This window comes from Streptococcus sp. 'group B' (assembly GCF_002073795.1).
GTDB classification, from domain to species: domain Bacteria; phylum Bacillota; class Bacilli; order Lactobacillales; family Streptococcaceae; genus Streptococcus; species Streptococcus agalactiae.
Genome location: NZ_CP020432.1, coordinates 290,190 through 311,559 on the forward strand (window position 1 = coordinate 290,190; position 21,370 = coordinate 311,559).

The window sequence follows — 21,370 nt, forward strand, 5'->3', positions numbered from 1 at the left end:
TGCCATTTGCGTCTTGTTTAGTTTTGAGAGGTCTTGTGGGGCCTTAGCTCAGCTGGGAGAGCGCCTGCTTTGCACGCAGGAGGTCAGCGGTTCGATCCCGCTAGGCTCCATTGAATCGAAAGGTTCAAATTGTTCATTGAAAATTGAATATCTATATCAAATTCCACGATCTAGAAATAGATTGTAGAAAGTAACAAGAAAATAAACCGAAAACGCTGTGAATATTTAATGAGTTTTCTAGTTTTAAAGAAACTAGTTTAATAAGGTTAAGTTAATAAGGGCGCACGGTGGATGCCTTGGCACTAGAAGCCGAAGAAGGACGTGACTAACGACGAAATGCTTTGGGGAGCTGTAAGTAAGCGCTGATCCAGAGATGTCCGAATGGGGGAACCCACTAGTTAATGACTAGTATCCATATCTGTTAAGGATATGAGAAGGAAGACGCAGTGAACTGAAACATCTAAGTAGCTGCAGGAAGAGAAAGCAAAAGCGATTGCCTTAGTAGCGGCGAGCGAAACGGCAGGAGGGCAAACCGAAGTGTTTACACTTCGGGGTTGTAGGACTGCGATATAGGATTAATCATTATAGAAGAATTACCTGGGAAGGTAAGCCAAAGAGAGTAACAGCCTCGTATTTAAAATGATAGATTAACCTTAGCAGTATCCTGAGTACGGCGAGACACGCGAAATCTCGTCGGAATCTGGGAGGACCATCTCCCAACCCTAAATACTCTCTAGTGACCGATAGTGAACCAGTACCGTGAGGGAAAGGTGAAAAGCACCCCGGGAGGGGAGTGAAATAGAACCTGAAACCGTGTGCCTACAACAAGTTCGAGCCCGTTAATGGGTGAGAGCGTGCCTTTTGTAGAATGAACCGGCGAGTTACGATATGATGCGAGGTTAAGTTGAAGAGACGGAGCCGTAGGGAAACCGAGTCTTAATAGGGCGCCATAGTATCATGTTGTAGACCCGAAACCATGTGACCTACCCATGAGCAGGTTGAAGGTGAGGTAAAACTCACTGGAGGACCGAACCAGGGCACGTTGAAAAGTGCTTGGATGACTTGTGGGTAGCGGAGAAATTCCAAACGAACTTGGAGATAGCTGGTTCTCTCCGAAATAGCTTTAGGGCTAGCGTCGATGTTAAGTCTCTTGGAGGTAGAGCACTGTTTGGGTGAGGGGTCCATCCCGGATTACCAATCTCAGATAAACTCCGAATGCCAACGAGATATAATCGGCAGTCAGACTGCGAGTGCTAAGATCCGTAGTCGAAAGGGAAACAGCCCAGACCACCAGCTAAGGTCCCAAAATATATGTTAAGTGGAAAAGGATGTGGGGTTGCACAGACAACTAGGATGTTAGCTTAGAAGCAGCTATTCATTCAAAGAGTGCGTAATAGCTCACTAGTCGAGTGACCCTGCGCCGAAAATGTACCGGGGCTAAAACATATTACCGAAGCTGTGGATGACACAAAAGTGTCATGGTAGGAGAGCGTTCTATGTGTGAAGAAGGTGTACCGTGAGGAGCGCTGGAACGCATAGAAGTGAGAATGCCGGTATGAGTAGCGCAAGACAGGTGAGAATCCTGTCCACCGTAAGACTAAGGTTTCCAGGGGAAGGCTCGTCCGCCCTGGGTTAGTCGGGACCTAAGGAGAGACCGAAAGGTGTATCCGATGGACAACAGGTTGATATTCCTGTACTAGAGTATATAGTGATGGAGGGACGCAGTAGGCTAACTAAACCAGACGATTGGAAGTGTCTGGTCAAACAGTGAGGTGTGATATGAGTCAAATGCTTATATCTTTAACATTGAGCTGTGACGAGGAGCGAAGTTTAGTAGCGAAGTTAGTGATGTCACACTGCCAAGAAAAGCTTCTAGCGATACATATACTCTACCCGTACCGCAAACCGACACAGGTAGTCGAGGCGAGTAGCCTCAGGTGAGCGAGAGAACTCTCGTTAAGGAACTCGGCAAAATGGCCCCGTAACTTCGGGAGAAGGGGCGCTGATTTTAGATCAGCCGCAGTGAATAGGCCCAAGCAACTGTTTATCAAAAACACAGCTCTCTGCTAAATCGTAAGATGATGTATAGGGGGTGACGCCTGCCCGGTGCTGGAAGGTTAAGAGGAGTGCTTAGCGTAAGCGAAGGTATGAATTGAAGCCCCAGTAAACGGCGGCCGTAACTATAACGGTCCTAAGGTAGCGAAATTCCTTGTCGGGTAAGTTCCGACCCGCACGAAAGGCGTAATGATTTGGGCACTGTCTCAACGAGAGACTCGGTGAAATTTTAGTACCTGTGAAGATGCAGGTTACCCGCGACAGGACGGAAAGACCCCATGGAGCTTTACTGCAGTTTGATATTGAGTATCTGTACCACATGTACAGGATAGGTAGGAGCCTATGATAACGGGACGCCAGTTTCGTTTGAGGCGTTGTTGGGATACTACCCTTGTGTTATGGCTACTCTAACCCAGATAGGCAATCCCTATCGGAGACAGTGTCTGACGGGCAGTTTGACTGGGGCGGTCGCCTCCTAAAAGGTAACGGAGGCGCCCAAAGGTTCCCTCAGACTGGTTGGAAATCAGTCGTAGAGTGTAAAGGTATAAGGGAGCTTGACTGCGAGAGCTACAACTCGAGCAGGGACGAAAGTCGGGCTTAGTGATCCGGTGGTTCCGTATGGAAGGGCCATCGCTCAACGGATAAAAGCTACCCTGGGGATAACAGGCTTATCTCCCCCAAGAGTTCACATCGACGGGGAGGTTTGGCACCTCGATGTCGGCTCGTCGCATCCTGGGGCTGTAGTCGGTCCCAAGGGTTGGGCTGTTCGCCCATTAAAGCGGCACGCGAGCTGGGTTCAGAACGTCGTGAGACAGTTCGGTCCCTATCCGTCGCGGGCGTAGGAAATTTGAGAGGATCTGCTCCTAGTACGAGAGGACCAGAGTGGACTTACCGCTGGTGTACCAGTTGTCTTGCCAAAGGCATCGCTGGGTAGCTATGTAGGGAAGGGATAAGCGCTGAAAGCATCTAAGTGCGAAGCCCACCTCAAGATGAGATTTCCCATGATTTTATATCAGTAAGAGCCCTGAGAGATGATCAGGTAGATAGGTTAGGAGTGTAATTGTGGTGACACATTTAGCGGACTAATACTAATAGCTCGAGGACTTATCCAAAAAGAGATATTGACAACGTTACGGTTTCTTGTTAGACTATAGATATTCAATTTTGAGTGAATAAGACTCAATAGTTAAGTGATAATTGCCTAGGAGATACACCTGTTCTCATGCCGAACACAGAAGTTAAGCCCTAGAACGCCGGAAGTAGTTGGGGGTTGCCCCCTGTGAGATAAGGTAGTCGCTTAGCAAAGGGAGTTTAGCTCAGCTGGGAGAGCATCTGCCTTACAAGCAGAGGGTCAGCGGTTCGATCCCGTTAACTCCCATAGAAGCGGGTGTAGTTTAGTGGTAAAACTACAGCCTTCCAAGCTGTTGTCGCGAGTTCGATTCTCGTCACCCGCTTTACTTTATAAGAAAGTAAAAACCAAGCATTTGCTTGGGCGCGTAGCTCAGGTGGTTAGAGCGCACGCCTGATAAGCGTGAGGTCGGTGGTTCGAGTCCACTCGTGCCCATCAAGAATATGGTCCGTTGGTCAAGGGGTTAAGACACCGCCTTTTCACGGCGGTAACACGGGTTCGAATCCCGTACGGACTATTTTTTGTTATATGGAGGATTACCCAAGTCCGGCTGAAGGGAACGGTCTTGAAAACCGTCAGGCGTGTAAAAGCGTGCGTGGGTTCGAATCCCACATCCTCCTTTAAAGATATCGCGGGATGGAGCAGCTAGGTAGCTCGTCGGGCTCATAACCCGAAGGTCGTAGGTTCAAATCCTGCTCCCGCAATAGGCTCGGTAGCTCAGTTGGTAGAGCAATGGATTGAAGCTCCATGTGTCGGCGGTTCGATTCCGTCTCGCGCCATTTATACCTTAGGAGAGATAGCGAAGAGGCTAAACGCGGCGGACTGTAAATCCGCTCCTTCGGGTTCGGGGGTTCGAATCCCTCTCTCTCCATAGTAAACGGGCATAGTTTAAAGGTAGAACTAAGGTCTCCAAAACCTTCAGTGTGGGTTCGATTCCTACTGCCCGTGTTTTTTCTAATATGGCGGGTGTGGTGAAGTGGTTAACACATCAGATTGTGGCTCTGACATTCGTGGGTTCGATTCCCATCACTCGCCTTTTCATGGGGTATAGCCAAGCGGTAAGGCAAGGGACTTTGACTCCCTCATGCGTTGGTTCGAATCCAGCTACCCCAGTTTTAAGATAGCCGGCGTGGCGGAATTGGCAGACGCGCTGGACTCAAAATCCAGTGTCCTCACGGACGTGCCGGTTCGACCCCGGCCGCCGGTATACTTTAAAAGACAAGGTTTCTAAACCTTGTCTTTTTTTGTTTTGTACTGGTAATTTTAAGAAAAAGTTACTGAAAATTACTTATATTTGTTTTTCATTATTGCAATTGTTATTGAAGTTTTAAAACAAGCAGAAATAATAAGGAAATTTTTCAGGAGTTAGTGGAGACTCAACATTTAAATGAAATTCAAACAGGACTCCTAAATGTCATAGGTTCTGAAGTAATAAAAGTCTTTGTGAATGATAGATAGGTAGTATAAAATAATAAGATTTTTCAGTGTATATGTTACGACTAAAAAATTAAACTCGTGAAAATTTGTTATACTAATATTAGTTTTAAAATACTGGTAAATAATAATTATTTTTATTAGATACTTGACATGGGAAGTTTATTTTCTAAGAAAAGAGAGCATGATGAAAAAATATGTAAAATGGTTAATTCCCATATCTATTATTGGGATGTTACTAGCAGGTTGTCAAATGAATAGTGAATCTAAAAGTCAGTCAAACGAAGTAAAAAATAGCAAACAGTCAGCAGTAAAGAAAGGTAAAAAAGTAATAAAAAAAGAACAAGTAGCTTATCTCAAAAAGTATGAAAAAGAATTAACTGAATATGTCAAAACCCAAAATCCAGATATTAGCGAAATTAAGTATGATTGGAATAGTGTGCGTATAGTGGAAGCTAGTAATGGAACCCCTCAAGGCGGAGAGCAGCTATTATTAATTTGGGGTTATGCAAATGGCAGTGAATTAACCAATTTTACTCTAAATTTCACATTGGGTGATAATCAAATGCCTAATATTGACTCAGTTGGCTCAGATAATTTATCAACTATTGAAGATTAATAATAACAGTAAGAAAGGTATATAATGGGATGTTGGAATCTTAAGGAATTTGAAGATATATTTTGAAGTATGGCAGAAAGTGCTAATACAGTTCGATCGAATTCTTTTGTTTTAGAAGAATTAACTGAATTTCAAAGAGAAAAGTTAAAAAATGGGGAGTCAGTTAAGTTTAATTTTTCTAAAGATGTTAAGAAAGGAAATCAAATCACCCAAGGTGGCTCAAATCTCCCAAATGATGGGAGTGTCTATCTTCAGCCTAATAAGTCCTTATAAACTGTTTATTAAACTGAAAAAATTGAAGTTTTCATAGATAAAATTCTTCGAGTAAAATATTAGAGATGCTATTTATATTTCTTAAGCTAGTAATTTTTTATTGTTTATTGGTTTAATGATAATACAAATATAAAATAGGTGGTGCAAATAATGAAAAAACATATAAAAAGTATCATACCAATAGTTCTTATTGGTATGATACTAGGAGGCTGTCAAATGAATAGTGAACATAAAAGTCAGTATAATGAAACAAAAAGTAGCAAGCAATCAGAAGTGAAGAAAGATAAAAAAATGACAAAAAAAGAACAATTAGCTTATCTCAAAGAGCATGAACAAGAAATAATTGATTTTGTAAAATCTCAGAATAAAAAGATAGAATCTGTACAAATTGATTGGAATGATGTTCGATGGAGTAAAGGGGGAAATGGTACACCTCAAGGAGGAGGAGAGGGGATTTTACTTTTTGGGGAGATTAATAATGATTCTGAATCAAGTTGGAGAGTTGATATTGATATAGAAAAAGGACGGCTAGACCTAAAAAATATGTATTTAGGACAACCTATACGAATTGGAGGTAAATTATTTGAGTAATTGGAACTTAGAAAGTTTTGATAACCTATTTGCTACTTTAGCAGAATCAACATACACAAAAAGACCAAGTAACTTTACATATAATGAATTGAATCCTAAGTTGCTACGACAACTGAACTCAGGTAGTTCTGTTGAATTGGATTTCTCAAAATCTGTTAAGAAAGGAAAAAAAGTTATCGAAGGCGGTCAGAACCTCCCCAATGATGGTATTGTCTACCTGCAACCAGATAAGTCCTTAAAATCTATTGATGAAAAAGTAGAGGTTCGCGTTCCTGATGTCAATGGCGGTTATCACTCTGAGCATTGTGTTACTAATTCCTATCAGAAAGGTTACTGAAAGATGATGAAGCAGTGGCTCTATAATCACTAAAAGCTCATCATTGCTCAGTGTTTAAGTTAACTTCTAAAGCTCGAACCTTGTTAAATCAAGGTTTGTTTACTTTTAAAAGTGACATTTTATTTTTCTAAAAATAAGGTTATCGGGATTCCTCATTCTAAGTTACTTTGTTTATATGTACCTTTACTTAAGGTTTATTTTCATTATTTTTAATTTAATATTTTGGAGTATGTACGCTCCATTATAGTATTTTCGAAGACATCTTTAAAAGAACTGTAGAAGTTAAAATATTTTAACCTAGTATCTAACGTCATATATTGGTACATAGTTTTAAATATCCTTTTGATAACCTTGTACATATGAAATAGGCTAAATATTTTTAGTGAACTAAATGTAAGTTTATTGTTTGTATTAGGCGAGATAACAATATTGTTGTTTTTATTCTTTCTGAGTAATGGTTTATTAATTATGTAATTATTCTGGTATCAAATGATACTTTTAATATTCCAGTTTGTCAATAAATCATCAATGTAATTCTTTTCATCAAAAGCGATCCCTTTATCTGGTTGATTTAATATGTTAACTTGATGATTATTCTTCTTGCTTAATATATGGGATAATAATTATCTTAAATTGACACTTGGAGCATTCAATCACGTGATTGTAATAACTAAAAATTGTTTAAAATTTAAGGATGTATTTCTTGTTGATCTTACTATCTGATCTAATAATGGTATATAATAAGATTAAAATTTAAACATTGTCTGGAGATGTAGCAAAGGAGATAAAATGACTAAAATTTATCATATGATTTTATGTAATTCTGATATAATGAAGATTTTAGCTATAATAAAATCTCTTCCACTGAATGATTGTTGGCTGTGTGCTGGCACATTGAGAAACTTTATATGGAATAAACTTTCTGGAATAAATGAGACATTGACATCAGACATTGATGTTGTATTTTTTGATAAAAATATTTCTTATGAAGAAACGGTGGTATTAGAACAACAATTAAAGGATAACTATCCACAGTACGATTGGGAACTTAAAAATGAATTTTACATGAACACTCATTCTCCTAATACCCCAAAGTATACTAGCTCTAAAGATGCTATTTCGAAATTTCCTGAAAAGTGTACTGCAGTGGGAGAAAGGTTAGATGATAGAAATCAACTCGAACTTTACCTCCCTTATGGTGAAGAGGAAATATTAAATTTCATTGTTAGTCCTACGCCATATTTTGAAGAGGATCTATTACGTTATAATGTTTATTTGAAGCGAGTGGATAAGAAGAAATGGAATAATATTTGGCCTCGTTTAACAATCATAAAAAAATGATAACGTTACTGGAGTTGGCTTAACAGCTTTTAAATTTTTAGACTGACAAATAGTATAGACCTTTAATAAGGTCGTTTATCGATAATCATAGTGTACTGTGTTATAATCGTTATAGCATAAAAACACGTTGCAGTTGGTAGTCTGCAAGCGTTCAGTGAACGTCAGTAACCTTCCCTCCAGGTCGTCCATTGCAATTTAATATTTAAAGGAGGGGGCTGTATGAAAATGACAGTCTATTTTGATGGTAATTTTTGGTTGGGTTTGATTGAGTACGATGATGATGGTGATTACAAAGTTTTTCGGTATTTTTTTGGAAAAGAACCTAAAGATGATGATGTTTTTAATTTTATAAATCATAAACTTAATGATTTGATAAAAAAATACGAGTTTGTTAAAACGGATATTTCTCTAAAGCGTACGAATGAACACAAAAAAAGTCCTAAAAGAATGCAAAGAGAAATTAATAGAGAAAAACGTAAGCCAGTAGTATCTACAAAAGCGCAATTGGCGATGAAAACTATTCATATGAGTATAAAAAACGAACGTCAATTAAGTCAGAAATGTAAGAAAAATGAGTTAAGAAAGCATCGGTACCAATTAAAACAAGAAAAACGTTACCAAAAGAAAAAAGGGCATTGATTGTGTCATCATATAAAAAGCTTGAGAGTATCATCTCAAGCTTTTTATATGTTAACTAATATGAGTTACTAAATAGTCTGATAATGCTCAATTAATGTGTTTTGGGAAAAAATCATTTCCTTAAAGGACACCATTGTCATGTTGTTATCACCTTACTTTTTTTATACTTAGTATATGTTTAAGAAAGGAATAAGTTGTTTTGAGAGATTTTGAGGAGTTGTTTGATAAAGTAAAGCCAATCGTAATGAAGCTGAGAAGAAATTATTTTGTTCAACTTTGGGAATATGATGATTGGATTCAAGAAGGACGTATTGTACTTTTTAGGTTGCTTGAAGAGCATCCGTATTTATTGGATAATGAAAGCAAACTATTCATTTACTTTAAAACAAAATTTTCAAATTATTTAAACGATGTATTAAGACACCAAGATTGTCAAAAGCGACAATTTAATAAAATGCCTTATGAAGAAATCAGTGAAGTTAGTCATTATGTTAAGAGTAAAGGACTAGTTTTAGATGACTATATTGCTTATCGTGATACTTTAACAAAAGTGGAAGAAACTTTGTCAGATATTGATAAAGAAAAATTTGAAAAACTGATTAATGGTGAACGTTTTGCGGGGAAGAAAAAATTCATACGAAATATTCAACCTTTTTTCAATGCTTTTAAAGCGGATTAATCGATTTTATTTCTGCAGTAGATAGCTGCAGAATTTTTTTATAGGGAAAGTTCGCTGATATATTCCTGTGAAAGCCTTTGTTTTTTGTTATAATATAATAAAATGCTTGTGAGGTGTCAGTATGAGTAAAGTTCGTTTATATATCGCTCGTCATGGTAAAACAATGTTTAATACAATTGGTCGTGCTCAGGGGTGGAGTGATACTCCTTTAACTACTTTTGGAGAACTCGGGATTAAAGAGCTTGGTTGGGGACTAAAGGCTTCAAATATTAGTTTTAAAGAGGCTTTTTCTAGTGATAGTGGACGTACTTTACAAACTATGGAAATTATTCTCAGGGAAGTGCAACAAGAAAATATTCCCTATACGAGAGATAAACGAATCCGCGAGTGGTGCTTTGGTAGTTTGGATGGAGGATATGATGGCGACCTTTTTAATGGCGTTCTGCCTCGAGTTTCAAACGGAGATATGAGCCATTTGACACACGAAGAAATTGCTAATTTGATTTGTCAAGTTGATACGGCTGGCTGGGCAGAACCGTGGGCAATATTGAGTAACCGTATTCTGTCAGGCTTCACTGCTATAGCTAAAAAAATAGAGGATATTGGGGGAGGTAATGCGATTGTTGTCAGTCATGGGATGACTATTGCGACTTTTTTATGGTTAATCGACCATAGTACCCCTCGTAGTTTAGGCTTAGATAATGGTAGTGTCTCAGTCGTTGATTTTGAAGATGGAACATTTTCTATTCAATCTATTGGGGATATGTCCTATCGAGAAAAAGGAAGAGAAATTTTAGAAAAAACATTGCAATGAAAAAAAATAAAATTATCCGATTCAGTTTAGTTGGTGTTCTACTTGCGATACTATGCTTTAGTCTTTTTGCTTTATTGAAGCCTAACAGTCAACAATCATCATCTCAAAAGTTGAGGAATGAGGATATAAAAAAGACATCCTCTCAAAAAAGAAATAAGAAATTACGATTACCAGCTGTATCATCAAAAGATTGGAACTTGATTTTGGTCAATCGTGACCATAAACATGAAGAATTAAGTCCAGATGTGGTGCCTGTTGAAAATATTTATTTGGATAAACGTATTACGAAGCAAGCTACTCAGTTTTTAGAGGCTGCTAGAGCAATTGATTCACGAGAACATTTAATTTCGGGTTATCGTAGTGTTGCCTATCAGGAGAAGTTGTTCAATTCTTATGTTACTCAAGAGATGACTAGTAACCCTAATTTGACGAGGGGACAAGCAGAAAAGTTGGTAAAAACTTACTCTCAGCCTGCAGGTGCTAGTGAACACCAGACTGGATTAGCGATGGATATGAGTACTGTAGATTCTTTGAATGAGAGCGATCCTAGAGTAGTCAGTCAGTTGAAAAAGATAGCTCCACAATATGGTTTTGTCTTACGGTTTCCGGATGGTAAAACAGCAGAAACAGGGGTAGGTTATGAAGATTGGCATTACCGCTATGTTGGGGTAGAGTCTGCAAAATATATGGTCAAACATCATTTAACATTAGAAGAATACATAACTTTATTAAAGGAGAATAACCAATGAGGAAACGTTTTTCCTTGCTAAATTTTATTGTTGTTACTTTTATTTTCTTTTTCTTTATTCTTTTTCCGCTTTTAAACCATAAGGGAAAAGTAGATGCTAATTCTAGGCAGAGTGTTACCTACACCAAAGAAGAATTTATACAAAAAATTGTGCCAGATGCGCAAGATCTAGGAAAGTCGTACGGTATTCGTCCTTCATTTATTATTGCACAGGCGGCTTTGGATTCTGATTTCGGAGAGAAAATATTAGCTAATAAGTATCATAATCTGTTTGGTTTGCTTGCAGAACCAGGAACGCCCTCAATTACCTTAAATGATAGTAGTACAGGAAAAAAACAGGAAAAGCAATTTACTCATTATAAATCTTGGAAGTATTCAATGTATGATTACCTTGCTCATATAAAATCTGGAGCGACAGGCAAAAAAGATTCATATACTATAATGGTGTCTGTTAAAAATCCAAAAACTTTAGTGCAAAAATTACAAGATAGTGGTTTTGATAATGACAAAAAGTACGCTAAAAAAATGACGGAAATCATTGATTTGTATGATTTAACAAGATATGATAAGTGATATTAGCACTCTTTGAATAAGAGTGCTAATTTTTGATGTTTTTTCCTTGACTATCTTTTAAAAAGGAGTATAATAAAATCATAGTTAGCAGTCGATGTGTAAGAGTGCTAATTTCAGAAAGACCGAGAGGGGTGATGTTTTTGTGATTACACAACGTCAAAATGATATTTTGAATTTAATCGTTGAGTTATTTACACAAACTCATGAACCAGTAGGGTCTAAAGCTTTACAGAGAACGATTGATTCTAGTAGCGCCACTATTCGTAATGATATGGCAAAACTAGAGAAGTTGGGGTTATTGGAAAAAGCACACACTTCTAGTGGACGGATGCCGAGTCCAGCTGGTTTTAAGTATTTTGTAGAGCACTCCCTTAGACTAGATAGTATTGATGAGCAAGATATTTATCATGTTATAAAAGCTTTTGACTTTGAAGCATTCAAATTAGAAGACATGCTTCAAAAAGCTAGTCATATTTTATCGGAGATGACGGGCTATACATCCGTTATTTTAGATGTGGAGCCAGCTCGTCAACGTTTGACAGGGTTTGATGTTGTTCAGCTTAGCAACCATGATGCTCTAGCAGTCATGACTTTAGATGAATCTAAGCCAGTGACAGTGCAGTTTGCTATTCCAAGAAACTTTTTGACACGTGACTTGATAGCATTTAAAGCTATCGTAGAGGAGCGCTTGCTGGATGGTAGTGTCATGGATATTCATTATAAGTTGAGGACAGAAATTCCTCAGATCGTTCAGAAGTATTTTGTAACTACGGATAATGTTTTACAACTATTTGATTATGTTTTTTCAGAGCTGTTTTTGGAAACGGTATTTGTAGCTGGCAAGGTAAATTCTTTAACATATTCAGATCTATCAACGTATCAGTTTTTGGATAATGAGCAGCAAGTAGCAATTTCTTTGAGGCAAGGTCTGAAAGAGAGTGAGATGGCTTCTGTCCAAGTGGCAGATAGTCAAGAAGCCGCACTTGCAGATGTGTCAGTTTTAACTCACAAATTTTTGATTCCTTACCGTGGATTTGGACTCCTGAGTTTGATTGGTCCTATTGATATGGATTATCGTAGGTCTGTTAGTTTGGTAAACATTATCGGAAAGGTATTGGCTGCTAAATTAGGTGATTATTATCGATACCTAAATTCTAACCATTATGAAGTTCACTGATAATGGCAGTATTCAATAAGTTATTTAAAAGGAGGCACTCAGTGTCAGAAGAAATTAAAAAAGACGATTTACAGGAAGAAGTGGAAGCCACTGAAACTGAAGAGATAGTTGAGGAAGTTATTGAAGAAATTCCTGAAAAATCAGAGTTAGAACTCGCAAACGAGCGTGCTGATGAGTTTGAAAATAAATACTTGCGTGCTCATGCAGAAATGCAGAATATACAGCGTCGCTCTAGTGAAGAACGTCAACAACTTCAACGCTATCGTTCTCAGGATCTGGCAAAAGCAATCTTACCATCGCTTGACAATCTAGAACGTGCCTTGGCTGTTGAAGGGTTGACAGATGATGTTAAAAAAGGTTTAGAAATGACTCGTGATAGCCTTATTCAAGCACTAAAGGAAGAAGGCGTAGAAGAAGTAGAAGTCGACTCATTTGACCACAACTTTCATATGGCAGTTCAGACCCTCCCAGCCGATGATGAACATCCAGCCGATAGCATTGCAGAAGTCTTTCAAAAGGGATATAAATTGCACGAGCGTCTGCTAAGACCAGCGATGGTAGTTGTCTATAACTAAGGTAAATGAGTTTTCGTTTTTGTCCGTAATGACAGTAAACTAGATAGCAAGTTAGAAGCTATTCAGCTTGCTGATTAAACTATAGTGATTGCTTAGAATTGGAAGTAAAATAATTCGAGTGCTTACTAAGATAAATTGAAATAAAAAGTAATAAAGTATTATAAAATAAGAGGTATTAACATGTCTAAAATTATTGGTATTGACTTAGGTACAACAAACTCAGCAGTAGCAGTTCTTGAAGGGACTGAATCAAAAATCATTGCTAACCCAGAAGGCAATCGTACAACTCCTTCAGTAGTATCATTCAAAAATGGTGAGATTATCGTGGGTGATGCTGCAAAACGTCAAGCGGTAACAAATCCAGATACTGTTATCTCTATCAAATCAAAGATGGGAACTTCTGAAAAAGTTTCTGCAAATGGTAAAGAATATACTCCTCAAGAAATTTCAGCAATGATTCTTCAATACCTTAAAGGTTATGCTGAAGACTATCTTGGAGAAAAAGTAGAAAAAGCAGTTATTACTGTTCCAGCTTACTTCAACGATGCACAACGTCAGGCAACTAAAGACGCTGGTAAAATTGCAGGTCTTGAAGTAGAACGTATCGTTAACGAACCAACAGCAGCCGCACTTGCTTATGGTATGGACAAGACTGACAAGGATGAAAAAATCTTAGTTTTTGACCTTGGTGGTGGTACATTTGACGTATCAATCCTTGAATTAGGTGATGGTGTCTTCGACGTTCTTGCAACAGCAGGTGATAACAAACTTGGTGGTGACGACTTTGACCAGAAAATTATTGATTTCTTGGTAGAAGAATTCAAGAAAGAAAATGGTATTGATCTTTCTCAAGACAAAATGGCTCTTCAACGCTTGAAAGATGCTGCTGAAAAAGCTAAAAAAGACCTTTCAGGTGTAACTCAAACTCAAATTTCATTACCGTTCATCACTGCTGGTTCTGCTGGTCCTCTTCACTTGGAGATGAGCTTATCACGTGCTAAATTTGACGATCTCACTCGTGACCTTGTTGAACGTACGAAAACTCCAGTTCGTCAAGCTCTTTCAGATGCAGGCTTGTCATTGTCAGAAATTGATGAAGTTATCCTCGTTGGTGGATCAACACGTATCCCAGCAGTTGTTGAAGCTGTAAAAGCTGAAACTGGTAAAGAACCAAATAAATCTGTTAACCCTGATGAAGTGGTTGCCATGGGTGCTGCTATCCAAGGTGGTGTTATCACTGGGGATGTGAAAGACGTTGTACTTCTTGACGTAACACCATTGTCACTTGGTATTGAAACAATGGGTGGTGTCTTCACTAAATTGATCGACCGCAACACAACTATCCCAACATCTAAATCACAAGTCTTCTCAACAGCAGCAGACAACCAACCAGCCGTTGATATCCATGTTCTTCAAGGTGAACGCCCAATGGCAGCAGATAACAAAACACTCGGTCGCTTCCAATTGACTGATATCCCAGCTGCACCTCGTGGAATCCCACAAATTGAAGTAACATTTGATATCGATAAAAATGGTATTGTATCTGTTAAAGCTAAAGATCTCGGTACTCAAAAAGAACAACACATTGTTATCCAATCTAATTCAGGATTAACTGATGAAGAAATTGATAAAATGATGAAAGATGCTGAAGCAAATGCTGAAGCAGATGCAAAACGTAAAGAAGAAGTTGATCTTAAAAATGAAGTTGACCAAGCCATCTTTGCAACAGAAAAAACTATTAAAGAAACTGAAGGTAAAGGCTTTGATACAGAACGCGATGCAGCGCAATCAGCACTTGATGAGTTGAAAAAAGCTCAAGAATCAGGTAACCTTGACGACATGAAAGCTAAACTTGAAGCTCTTAACGAAAAAGCACAAGCTCTTGCAGTTAAACTTTACGAACAAGCAGCTGCAGCACAACAAGCAGCTCAAGGGGCTGAAGGTGCACAATCAGCTGATTCATCAAGCAAGGGTGATGATGTTGTAGATGGCGAATTCACTGAGAAATAATTATTAATATTGTTCAGATTCATTTGAATATAAGCATGAAAACTATACTAGCATAGTAAAGTTCTTCGTGATAGGGGTTGCTCAATAATCTAGATAAGTTTCAGATTACATAAGCTAATTTCGCTATCACTAAATAAAAACATATTAATAATAAATAGGCGGGGCGCCTCGCTCCGTCTGTTTTATTAAGTGTCATATATATGTTAACTATTTAGAGCTGTAACTGGGCAAGAATAATTGTTAATCTCTTCAAGTGTAGTATATGAACAAAATATAAAGGATTAGATAATGAACAATACAGAATTTTATGATCGTCTTGGCGTTTCAAAAGATGCTTCTCAGGACGAAATAAAAAAAGCTTACCGTAGGATGTCTAAGAAATACCATCCAGATATTAATAAGGAAGCGGGAGCAGAGGAAAAATATAAAGAGGTTCAAGAAGCTTATGAAACCTTGAGTGATACACAAAAACGTGCTGCCTATGATCAATATGGCGCTGCTGGGGCAAATGGCGGTTTTGGTGGCTTCGATGGTGGTGGCTTTGGTGGTTTTGAAGACATCTTCTCAAGCTTTTTTGGTGGAGGAGGGATGCGCAATCCTAATGCACCACGTCAAGGAGATGACCTACAATATCGTGTTAATTTAAGTTTTGAAGAAGCTATCTTTGGAGCTGAAAAAGAAGTATCTTATAATCGGGAGTCATCATGTCATACTTGTTCAGGAAGTGGAGCTAAGCCAGGTACTAGCCCTGTGACTTGTCAAAAGTGTCATGGTTCGGGTGTGATTAATGTTGATACACAAACACCTCTAGGAACAATGCGTCGCCAAGTGACTTGTGATGTTTGTCAGGGTAGTGGTCAAGAAATCAAAGAGAAATGTCCAACATGTCATGGAACTGGTCATGAGAAGAAGACGCATAAAGTATCAGTTAAAATACCTGCAGGAGTTGAAACTGGGCAACAAATTCGTTTAACAGGACAAGGAGAAGCTGGCTTCAATGGTGGTCCTTATGGTGATCTCTTTGTTATTATTAACGTTCTCCCAAGCCAACAGTTTGAGCGTAATGGATCAACAATTTATTATACTTTGAATATTGGCTTTGTCCAAGCTGCTTTGGGTGATACAATTGATATACCTACTGTCCATGGAGCGGTAGAAATGTCAATTCCTGCTGGTACTCAGACAGGAAAAACGTTCCGTCTTCGCGGAAAAGGTGCCCCTAAACTTCGAGGGGGTGGACAAGGTGATCAGCATGTTACTGTTAACATCGTAACTCCTACTAAATTGAATGATGCTCAAAAAGAGGCATTGCACGCTTTTGCAGAGGCAAGTGGAGATAAGATGGTACATCCGAAGAAGAAAGGTTTCTTTGATAAAGTCAAAGATGCTTTAGATGTTGATTAAAAAATAAAAGTCTAGAATCGAAAGTATTCTAGACTTTTTTGTAGTTATTGCTAGAGGGATTGCTTGAACCTAAATTTTACAGTACAATGAATCTAATATTGTAGGGGGACAATTTTTATGGTAACCAAAGTTGAAGAGATTCGCTCATATTTGATAGCTTCTATACAAAATGGTAAGTTGGCTCCAGGAGATCGCCTACCATCTATAAGACAGTTAGCTAATCAATTTTCCTGTAACAAAGATACAGTGCAACGAGTTTTGATGGAATTGCGTTTTGATAATTATATCTATGCAAAGCCTAGGTCAGGCTATTACGTCTTTGATTCTCATCAAGAGGAAGTTGAAGAAGGGGTTAGTTTACCAAACTCTGAGATTGCAAATATAGCTTATGATGATTTTAGATTGTGTTTGAATGAGACCCTTATTGGTAGGGAAGATTACCTTTTCAATTATTACTATCGTCAAGAAGGTCTTCTTGATTTAAGTAAAGCAGTGGCTAAATTAATGGAAGAAACAGGGGTCTATGTTCCCCTTGATGATATTGTTATTACGGCTGGTACTCAACAGGCATTATTTATTTTGACACAGGTTACCTTTCCAAATCGAAAATCTCGAGTTTTAATAGAAGAACCGACTTATCCTCGTATGATTGAACTAATCAAAACACAAAATTTACCCTATGAAACTATTCCTCGAGGTACTCATGGAATTGATTTTCAGCGCTTAGAGGAGATTTTCCAGACACAATCAATTAAGTTTTTTTATGTTATACCTCGCATGCATAATCCTTTGGGAACATCCTATAATCCGGTAGAGATGAAAAGATTAATAGAGATGGCAGAGAAGTATGATGTTTATATTGTGGAAGATGACTATATGTCTGATTTTGCAAGTCAGTCACCATTACATTATTATGATACTCACGGGCGTGTTATTTATCTAAAATCTTTTTCAAAGGCTATTTTCCCTGCTTTAAGATTAGCTGCGATTTGTTTACCACAAGCTTTAAAATCAACATTTATGGCTTACAAGAAGTTGATGGATTATGATACTAATCTGATTTTACAAAAAGCATTAGCGCTTTATATTGAAAATGGCCTTTATGCTAAGAATAGTCAATATTTGAAATATCGTTATCAGAAAGACCTTGCAAATTCAAAATCTATTTTAGCTGATCACCCTAATCTACCCCCATATAGTTTACATCACGATAGTGTATTATTTGATTGTTCGAAACTCGATAACTTCAAAATATTACGGCAATACGGCGATACTTTGGAAAATTATTTTTGTCAAAAATCGCATCAATCTCTCTTACAAGTAAAAAATGATTCCTGCTTAAAGCAGTTCTTGGGATCGTTGTAGTATAATTGTAGGGGGACAGTTTAAAATAGATATTATAGTTTTCATAAATGAAAGGTGGTAAAATAAACCCATGACAAGGTATAAGGCACAGATTTCTTATGATGGTTCAGCTTTTTCAGGCTTCCAAAGACAACCAAATTGTAGGACAGTTCAAGAAGAAATTGAGAGAACTCTTAAGCGCCTAAATAGCGGGAACGATGTGATAATCTATGGTGCTGGTCGCACAGATGCTGGTGTTCATGCTTATGGACAAGTTATTCATTTTGATTTACCACAGGCGCGTGATGTAGAAAAATTACGCTTTGGTTTAGATACACAGTGTCCAGACGATATTGATATTGTTAAAGTAGAGCAAGTGTCTGATGATTTTCATTGTCGATATGATAAACACATTAAAACTTATGAGTTTTTAGTAGATATCGGTAGGCCGAAAAATCCTATGATGAGAAACTATGCAACACATTACCCTTATCCTGTCATTATTGAGCTTATGCAAGAAGCTATTAAAGATTTAGTAGGCACCCATGACTTTACAGGCTTTACTGCTTCAGGTACGAGTGTAGAAAATAAAGTACGTACTATTTTTGATGCGAAAATTCAGTTTGAAGCGTCTAAAAATCTTTTAATTTTTACCTTTACAGGAAATGGTTTTTTGTATAAACAGGTGCGTAATATGGTTGGTACCCTGCTAAAAATTGGTAATGGACGCATGCCTATTAGCCAAATCAAAACAATTTTACAGGCTAAAAATCGGGATTTAGCAGGTCCAACTGCGGCAGGAAATGGTTTATATTTGAAGGAGATTATTTATGAAGACGAGGAATGTTTTAGCAATTTCAGGAAATGATATTTTCTCTGGCGGCGGCTTGCATGCAGATTTAGCAACTTACGTTGTTAATAAATTACATGGTTTTGTGGCAGTAACATGCTTAACAGCAATGTCAGATAAAGGGTTTGAAGTCATTCCTATAGAGGCATCTATACTAAAGCAGCAACTAGAAAGTTTAAAAGATGTAGAGTTTGGGTCTATTAAACTAGGATTGCTTCCCAATGTAGAAACAGCACAAGTTGTTTTGGAATTTGTAAAATCAAAACAAGAATGTCCAGTAGTCTTAGACCCAGTCTTAGTTTGTAAAGAAAATCATGATTTAGAAGTTAGCCAATTACGTGAGCAGCTAATTGCGTTTTTCCCATATGCTGATGTGATTACTCCTAATTTAGTAGAGACTCAATTATTGACGGGTCTTTCAATTGAAAACTTAGATCAAATGAAAATTGCTGCTGAGAAACTTTACGATATGGGGGCTAAACATGTTGTTATCAAAGGGGGCAACCGTTTAAATGCTGAAGAGGCTACAGACCTTTACTATGATGGTGAACGTTTTGAAACCTATGTTTTTCCTGTAGTAGATGCCAATAATACAGGTGCTGGATGTACATTTGCGTCAAGTATTGCCAGCCAATTAGCTATGGGTAAAAATGTAGAAGATGCAGTCAAAATGTCTAAAGGTTTCGTCTATCAAGCTATTAAAGCATCGGATAAGTACGGAGTTGTCCAACATTTTTAGGAGATTTTAATGAGGAAAGAGAAAACTAGTCAATTGGTTCAATTGGCAATTGTAACAGCTATATCTATTGTATTGGGGATGTTTATAAGTATTCCGACACCAACAGGTTTTTTGACATTACTAGATGCTGGAATATTCTTTGCTGCCTTTTACTTTGGCAAAAAAGAAGGGGCTGTGGTAGGTGCCTTAGCTGGTTTTTTAATTGATTTATTGAAAGGTTATCCCAATTGGATGTTCTTTAGTTTATTGATTCATGGGGCGCAAGGGTATTTAGCGGGTTTACCAGGTAGAAGACGTCTTTTAGGTCTTATTAGTGCAACTCTTGTTATGGTATTAGGTTATGCTATAGCTAGTGGATTGATGTATGGTTGGGGAGCTGTTTTACCAGATATTCCTGGCAATATTATGCAAAATATGGTTGGTATGGTCGTTGGTTTTGCTCTTAATAAGTCTCTAGAAAGAGTGAAGAAATGATACTAGATTATAATAAGTTAAAGCAGGAAACTAAAGCTATTGTAGTTGATATTATTGAGCGTAGTGCTCTTAAAAAAGGTCAAATTTTTGTACTAGGTCTATCATCTAGTGAGGTTTCTGGTGGTTTAATTGGAAAAAATTCTAGTTCTGAAATTGGTGAAATTATCGTTGAAGTTATCCTCAAAGAGTTACATTCACGCGGCATCTATTTAGCAGTTCAAGGTTGTGAACATGTTAATAGGGCGTTGGTTGTTGAAGCAGAATTGGCTGAACGTCAACAGTTGGAAGTCGTTAATGTTGTTCCTAATCTACATGCTGGCGGTAGTGGTCAGGTTGCAGCTTTTAAGTTGATGACATCACCAGTTGAGGTTGAAGAAATTGTGGCACATGCTGGAATTGATATTGGAGATACTTCTATTGGAATGCATATCAAGAGAGTACAAGTTCCCTTGATTCCAATTAGTCGTGAGTTGGGAGGGGCACACGTTACAGCACTAGCTAGTCGTCCTAAATTAATTGGCGGTGCTAGAGCAGGATATACGAGCGATCCAATCCGTAAATTTTAAAATAAACCTCTGCTATGCAGAGGTTTATTGTTTATCTCAACGAGAGTGGTTATTGGAGAAATTGTATGTTGGTAAGTCAATACCTTCTTCAAGAATAGCTTTTTGATAAAGTTTGTAAAATTCAGCATAGATGTCAAACTGAGCACCGTTTTGCGTGAAGATATTAATACGATAAACAAATTGACCATTAGCATTGGTTGTAGGACCAAAAACAGTAGGCTCTCCAACGATAGCAGGATGTTTTGAAACATACTCTTCATTGATTTTTGTTACAATATCAGAAATCTGATCAAGGTTTGTATGAACAAATAAAGGAATATCAATTTGAGCACGCATATTGCTACGAGACTTATTGCTGACAATTGTAATATTACGATTAGGAATGAAGTGTAAGGTTCCATCGAAATCATGAATTTGTGTGGTGCGTATCCCAACATTAGTAACAGTGCCTGATACAGCACCAACATTAATAATATCACCAACATCAAATTGGTTTTCTAGCAGAATAAAAAAGCCATTGACAACATCTGATAAGAAGCCTTGAGCACCAAGTCCAATAGCAACCCCAGCAATACCAGCCCCAGCTAATAAACTAGAAATTGGAACGCCCAATATACTTAAAATCCAATAGAATAGAAAGAAATAAAGGGTATAGTTTAAAACATTGTGAGAAAGTTTAGCTAATGTTTTTTGACGAGCTACTTTTTGTCTAGAAAAGGCGAGTGAGCGATTAACAGTCTTTTCGAAAAGATAATTGATGACTTGCCTAACGATAACGAATGCAATGATTAATAATAAGATTGATATTAGTTTGGTGAAGAAAGTAAATAAAACTTCCTCTACATTAAGATGGTCAATAAATTTTTCTAAAGTAATCATAGTAATAGTCTAGTAAAAAAAAAGCCATAGAGCAAGTATTTTAAAAGCTTATCGTTAAGCAGTTTAAAGCTTCTTTTTTGCATAAAAACTTTGTAAAACGTTTTAAATTATGGTAAACTA

At 37.6% G+C, this 21,370-nt stretch carries 20 protein-coding genes, 13 tRNA genes and 2 rRNA genes; 34 read left to right on the top strand and 1 reads right to left on the bottom strand.

Annotation, left to right across the window (positions count from 1 at the left end):
* Positions 1 to 37: 37 nt before the first annotated feature.
* The 34 genes from A6J68_RS01645 to A6J68_RS01815 all read left to right on the top strand — a co-directional run bounded on the left by A6J68_RS01645 (position 38) and on the right by A6J68_RS01815 (position 20,371).
* A tRNA-Ala gene (locus A6J68_RS01645) sits at positions 38 to 110 on the top strand.
* 154 nt (positions 111 to 264) lie between these two features.
* Positions 265 to 3,167: ribosomal RNA gene (locus A6J68_RS01650) — 23S ribosomal RNA — on the top strand.
* 74 nt (positions 3,168 to 3,241) lie between these two features.
* Positions 3,242 to 3,357 (top strand): 5S ribosomal RNA (gene rrf, locus A6J68_RS01655).
* A 3-nt stretch (positions 3,358 to 3,360) separates the two neighbouring features.
* A tRNA-Val gene (locus A6J68_RS01660) sits at positions 3,361 to 3,433 on the top strand.
* 5 nt (positions 3,434 to 3,438) lie between these two features.
* Positions 3,439 to 3,509, top strand: a tRNA-Gly gene (locus A6J68_RS01665).
* A gap of 36 nt (positions 3,510 to 3,545) precedes the next feature.
* Positions 3,546 to 3,619 (top strand) — tRNA-Ile (locus tag A6J68_RS01670).
* Between the two features lie 10 nt (positions 3,620 to 3,629).
* A tRNA-Glu gene (locus A6J68_RS01675) sits at positions 3,630 to 3,701 on the top strand.
* Positions 3,702 to 3,714: 13 nt separating this feature from the next.
* Positions 3,715 to 3,804: transfer RNA gene (locus tag A6J68_RS01680), tRNA-Ser, on the top strand.
* Between the two features lie 10 nt (positions 3,805 to 3,814).
* A tRNA-Met gene (locus A6J68_RS01685) sits at positions 3,815 to 3,888 on the top strand.
* A 2-nt stretch (positions 3,889 to 3,890) separates the two neighbouring features.
* A tRNA-Phe gene (locus A6J68_RS01690) sits at positions 3,891 to 3,963 on the top strand.
* Between the two features lie 11 nt (positions 3,964 to 3,974).
* Positions 3,975 to 4,055 (top strand) — tRNA-Tyr (locus tag A6J68_RS01695).
* Positions 4,056 to 4,061: 6 nt separating this feature from the next.
* Positions 4,062 to 4,132 (top strand) — tRNA-Trp (locus tag A6J68_RS01700).
* 14 nt (positions 4,133 to 4,146) lie between these two features.
* A tRNA-His gene (locus A6J68_RS01705) sits at positions 4,147 to 4,219 on the top strand.
* A 6-nt stretch (positions 4,220 to 4,225) separates the two neighbouring features.
* Positions 4,226 to 4,297: transfer RNA gene (locus tag A6J68_RS01710), tRNA-Gln, on the top strand.
* A 10-nt stretch (positions 4,298 to 4,307) separates the two neighbouring features.
* Positions 4,308 to 4,391: transfer RNA gene (locus A6J68_RS01715), tRNA-Leu, on the top strand.
* Positions 4,392 to 4,805: 414 nt separating this feature from the next.
* Complete coding sequence (locus tag A6J68_RS11545) at positions 4,806 to 5,237, top strand: hypothetical protein (protein WP_000761051.1); 432 nt, start codon at positions 4,806 to 4,808, stop codon at positions 5,235 to 5,237.
* A gap of 69 nt (positions 5,238 to 5,306) precedes the next feature.
* Positions 5,307 to 5,510, top strand: coding sequence for a hypothetical protein (locus A6J68_RS01730; RefSeq protein ID WP_000840976.1), 204 nt, complete (start codon positions 5,307 to 5,309; stop codon positions 5,508 to 5,510).
* A gap of 150 nt (positions 5,511 to 5,660) precedes the next feature.
* Positions 5,661 to 6,101, top strand: a complete 441-nt coding sequence (locus A6J68_RS01735) for a hypothetical protein (protein WP_000716196.1) — start codon at positions 5,661 to 5,663, stop codon at positions 6,099 to 6,101.
* Complete coding sequence (locus tag A6J68_RS01740) at positions 6,094 to 6,438, top strand: hypothetical protein (protein ID WP_000073534.1); 345 nt, start codon at positions 6,094 to 6,096, stop codon at positions 6,436 to 6,438. The genes A6J68_RS01735 and A6J68_RS01740 overlap by 8 nt, the downstream gene beginning before the upstream one ends.
* 789 nt (positions 6,439 to 7,227) lie before the next feature.
* Positions 7,228 to 7,779 carry a nucleotidyltransferase family protein gene (locus A6J68_RS01745; protein WP_000161849.1) on the top strand — a complete coding sequence of 184 codons (552 nt, stop codon included), beginning with the start codon at positions 7,228 to 7,230 and terminating at the stop codon, positions 7,777 to 7,779.
* A 219-nt stretch (positions 7,780 to 7,998) separates the two neighbouring features.
* Positions 7,999 to 8,418, top strand: a complete 420-nt coding sequence (locus A6J68_RS01750) for a YjdF family protein (protein WP_000784700.1) — start codon at positions 7,999 to 8,001, stop codon at positions 8,416 to 8,418.
* A gap of 199 nt (positions 8,419 to 8,617) precedes the next feature.
* Positions 8,618 to 9,097, top strand: coding sequence for a sigma-70 family RNA polymerase sigma factor (locus A6J68_RS01755; RefSeq protein WP_001204193.1), 480 nt, complete (start codon positions 8,618 to 8,620; stop codon positions 9,095 to 9,097).
* A gap of 121 nt (positions 9,098 to 9,218) precedes the next feature.
* Positions 9,219 to 9,911: a histidine phosphatase family protein gene (locus A6J68_RS01760; RefSeq protein ID WP_000049277.1), complete on the top strand. Its 693-nt coding sequence runs from the start codon at positions 9,219 to 9,221 to the stop codon at positions 9,909 to 9,911.
* Entirely contained in the window at positions 9,908 to 10,660 is a 753-nt protein-coding gene (locus tag A6J68_RS01765) for a M15 family metallopeptidase (protein WP_000739666.1), read from the top strand. Before A6J68_RS01760 ends, A6J68_RS01765 begins: the two co-directional genes overlap by 4 nt.
* The gene (locus tag A6J68_RS01770; RefSeq protein ID WP_001231504.1) at positions 10,657 to 11,232 is read left to right on the top strand and encodes a glycoside hydrolase family 73 protein; all 576 of its coding nucleotides are present in this window, start codon (positions 10,657 to 10,659) and stop codon (positions 11,230 to 11,232) included. Before A6J68_RS01765 ends, A6J68_RS01770 begins: the two co-directional genes overlap by 4 nt.
* Positions 11,233 to 11,374: 142 nt before the next feature.
* Positions 11,375 to 12,409 (top strand): heat-inducible transcriptional repressor HrcA, encoded by a 1,035-nt coding sequence (hrcA, locus tag A6J68_RS01775; RefSeq protein ID WP_001873813.1) that lies wholly within the window; start codon positions 11,375 to 11,377, stop codon positions 12,407 to 12,409.
* 2 nt (positions 12,410 to 12,411) lie between these two features.
* Positions 12,412 to 12,984 (top strand): nucleotide exchange factor GrpE, encoded by a 573-nt coding sequence (gene grpE / locus A6J68_RS01780; RefSeq protein ID WP_001869793.1) that lies wholly within the window; start codon positions 12,412 to 12,414, stop codon positions 12,982 to 12,984.
* A gap of 180 nt (positions 12,985 to 13,164) precedes the next feature.
* Positions 13,165 to 14,994, top strand: a complete 1,830-nt coding sequence (dnaK, locus tag A6J68_RS01785; protein WP_000034648.1) for a molecular chaperone DnaK — start codon at positions 13,165 to 13,167, stop codon at positions 14,992 to 14,994.
* Positions 14,995 to 15,282: 288 nt separating this feature from the next.
* Complete coding sequence (dnaJ, locus tag A6J68_RS01790) at positions 15,283 to 16,398, top strand: molecular chaperone DnaJ (protein WP_001066280.1); 1,116 nt, start codon at positions 15,283 to 15,285, stop codon at positions 16,396 to 16,398.
* 117 nt (positions 16,399 to 16,515) lie between these two features.
* Entirely contained in the window at positions 16,516 to 17,763 is a 1,248-nt protein-coding gene (locus tag A6J68_RS01795) for a PLP-dependent aminotransferase family protein (protein ID WP_000256869.1), read from the top strand.
* 70 nt (positions 17,764 to 17,833) lie between these two features.
* Entirely contained in the window at positions 17,834 to 18,610 is a 777-nt protein-coding gene (gene truA, locus A6J68_RS01800) for a tRNA pseudouridine(38-40) synthase TruA (RefSeq protein ID WP_000199170.1), read from the top strand.
* Positions 18,573 to 19,331 (top strand): bifunctional hydroxymethylpyrimidine kinase/phosphomethylpyrimidine kinase, encoded by a 759-nt coding sequence (locus tag A6J68_RS01805; protein ID WP_000857672.1) that lies wholly within the window; start codon positions 18,573 to 18,575, stop codon positions 19,329 to 19,331. Before truA ends, A6J68_RS01805 begins: the two co-directional genes overlap by 38 nt.
* 9 nt (positions 19,332 to 19,340) lie before the next feature.
* Complete coding sequence (locus A6J68_RS01810; protein WP_001224405.1) at positions 19,341 to 19,805, top strand: ECF transporter S component; 465 nt, start codon at positions 19,341 to 19,343, stop codon at positions 19,803 to 19,805.
* On the top strand, positions 19,802 to 20,371 hold the full coding sequence (locus tag A6J68_RS01815) for a TIGR01440 family protein (protein WP_000599671.1): 570 nt from the start codon (positions 19,802 to 19,804) through the stop codon (positions 20,369 to 20,371). The genes A6J68_RS01810 and A6J68_RS01815 overlap by 4 nt, the downstream gene beginning before the upstream one ends.
* A 36-nt stretch (positions 20,372 to 20,407) precedes the next feature.
* Here the strand turns inward: A6J68_RS01815 and A6J68_RS01820 are convergent, their stop codons facing one another.
* The gene (locus tag A6J68_RS01820) at positions 20,408 to 21,250 is read right to left on the bottom strand and encodes a mechanosensitive ion channel family protein (RefSeq protein WP_000631143.1); all 843 of its coding nucleotides are present in this window, start codon (positions 21,248 to 21,250) and stop codon (positions 20,408 to 20,410) included.
* Positions 21,251 to 21,370 lie beyond the last annotated feature (120 nt).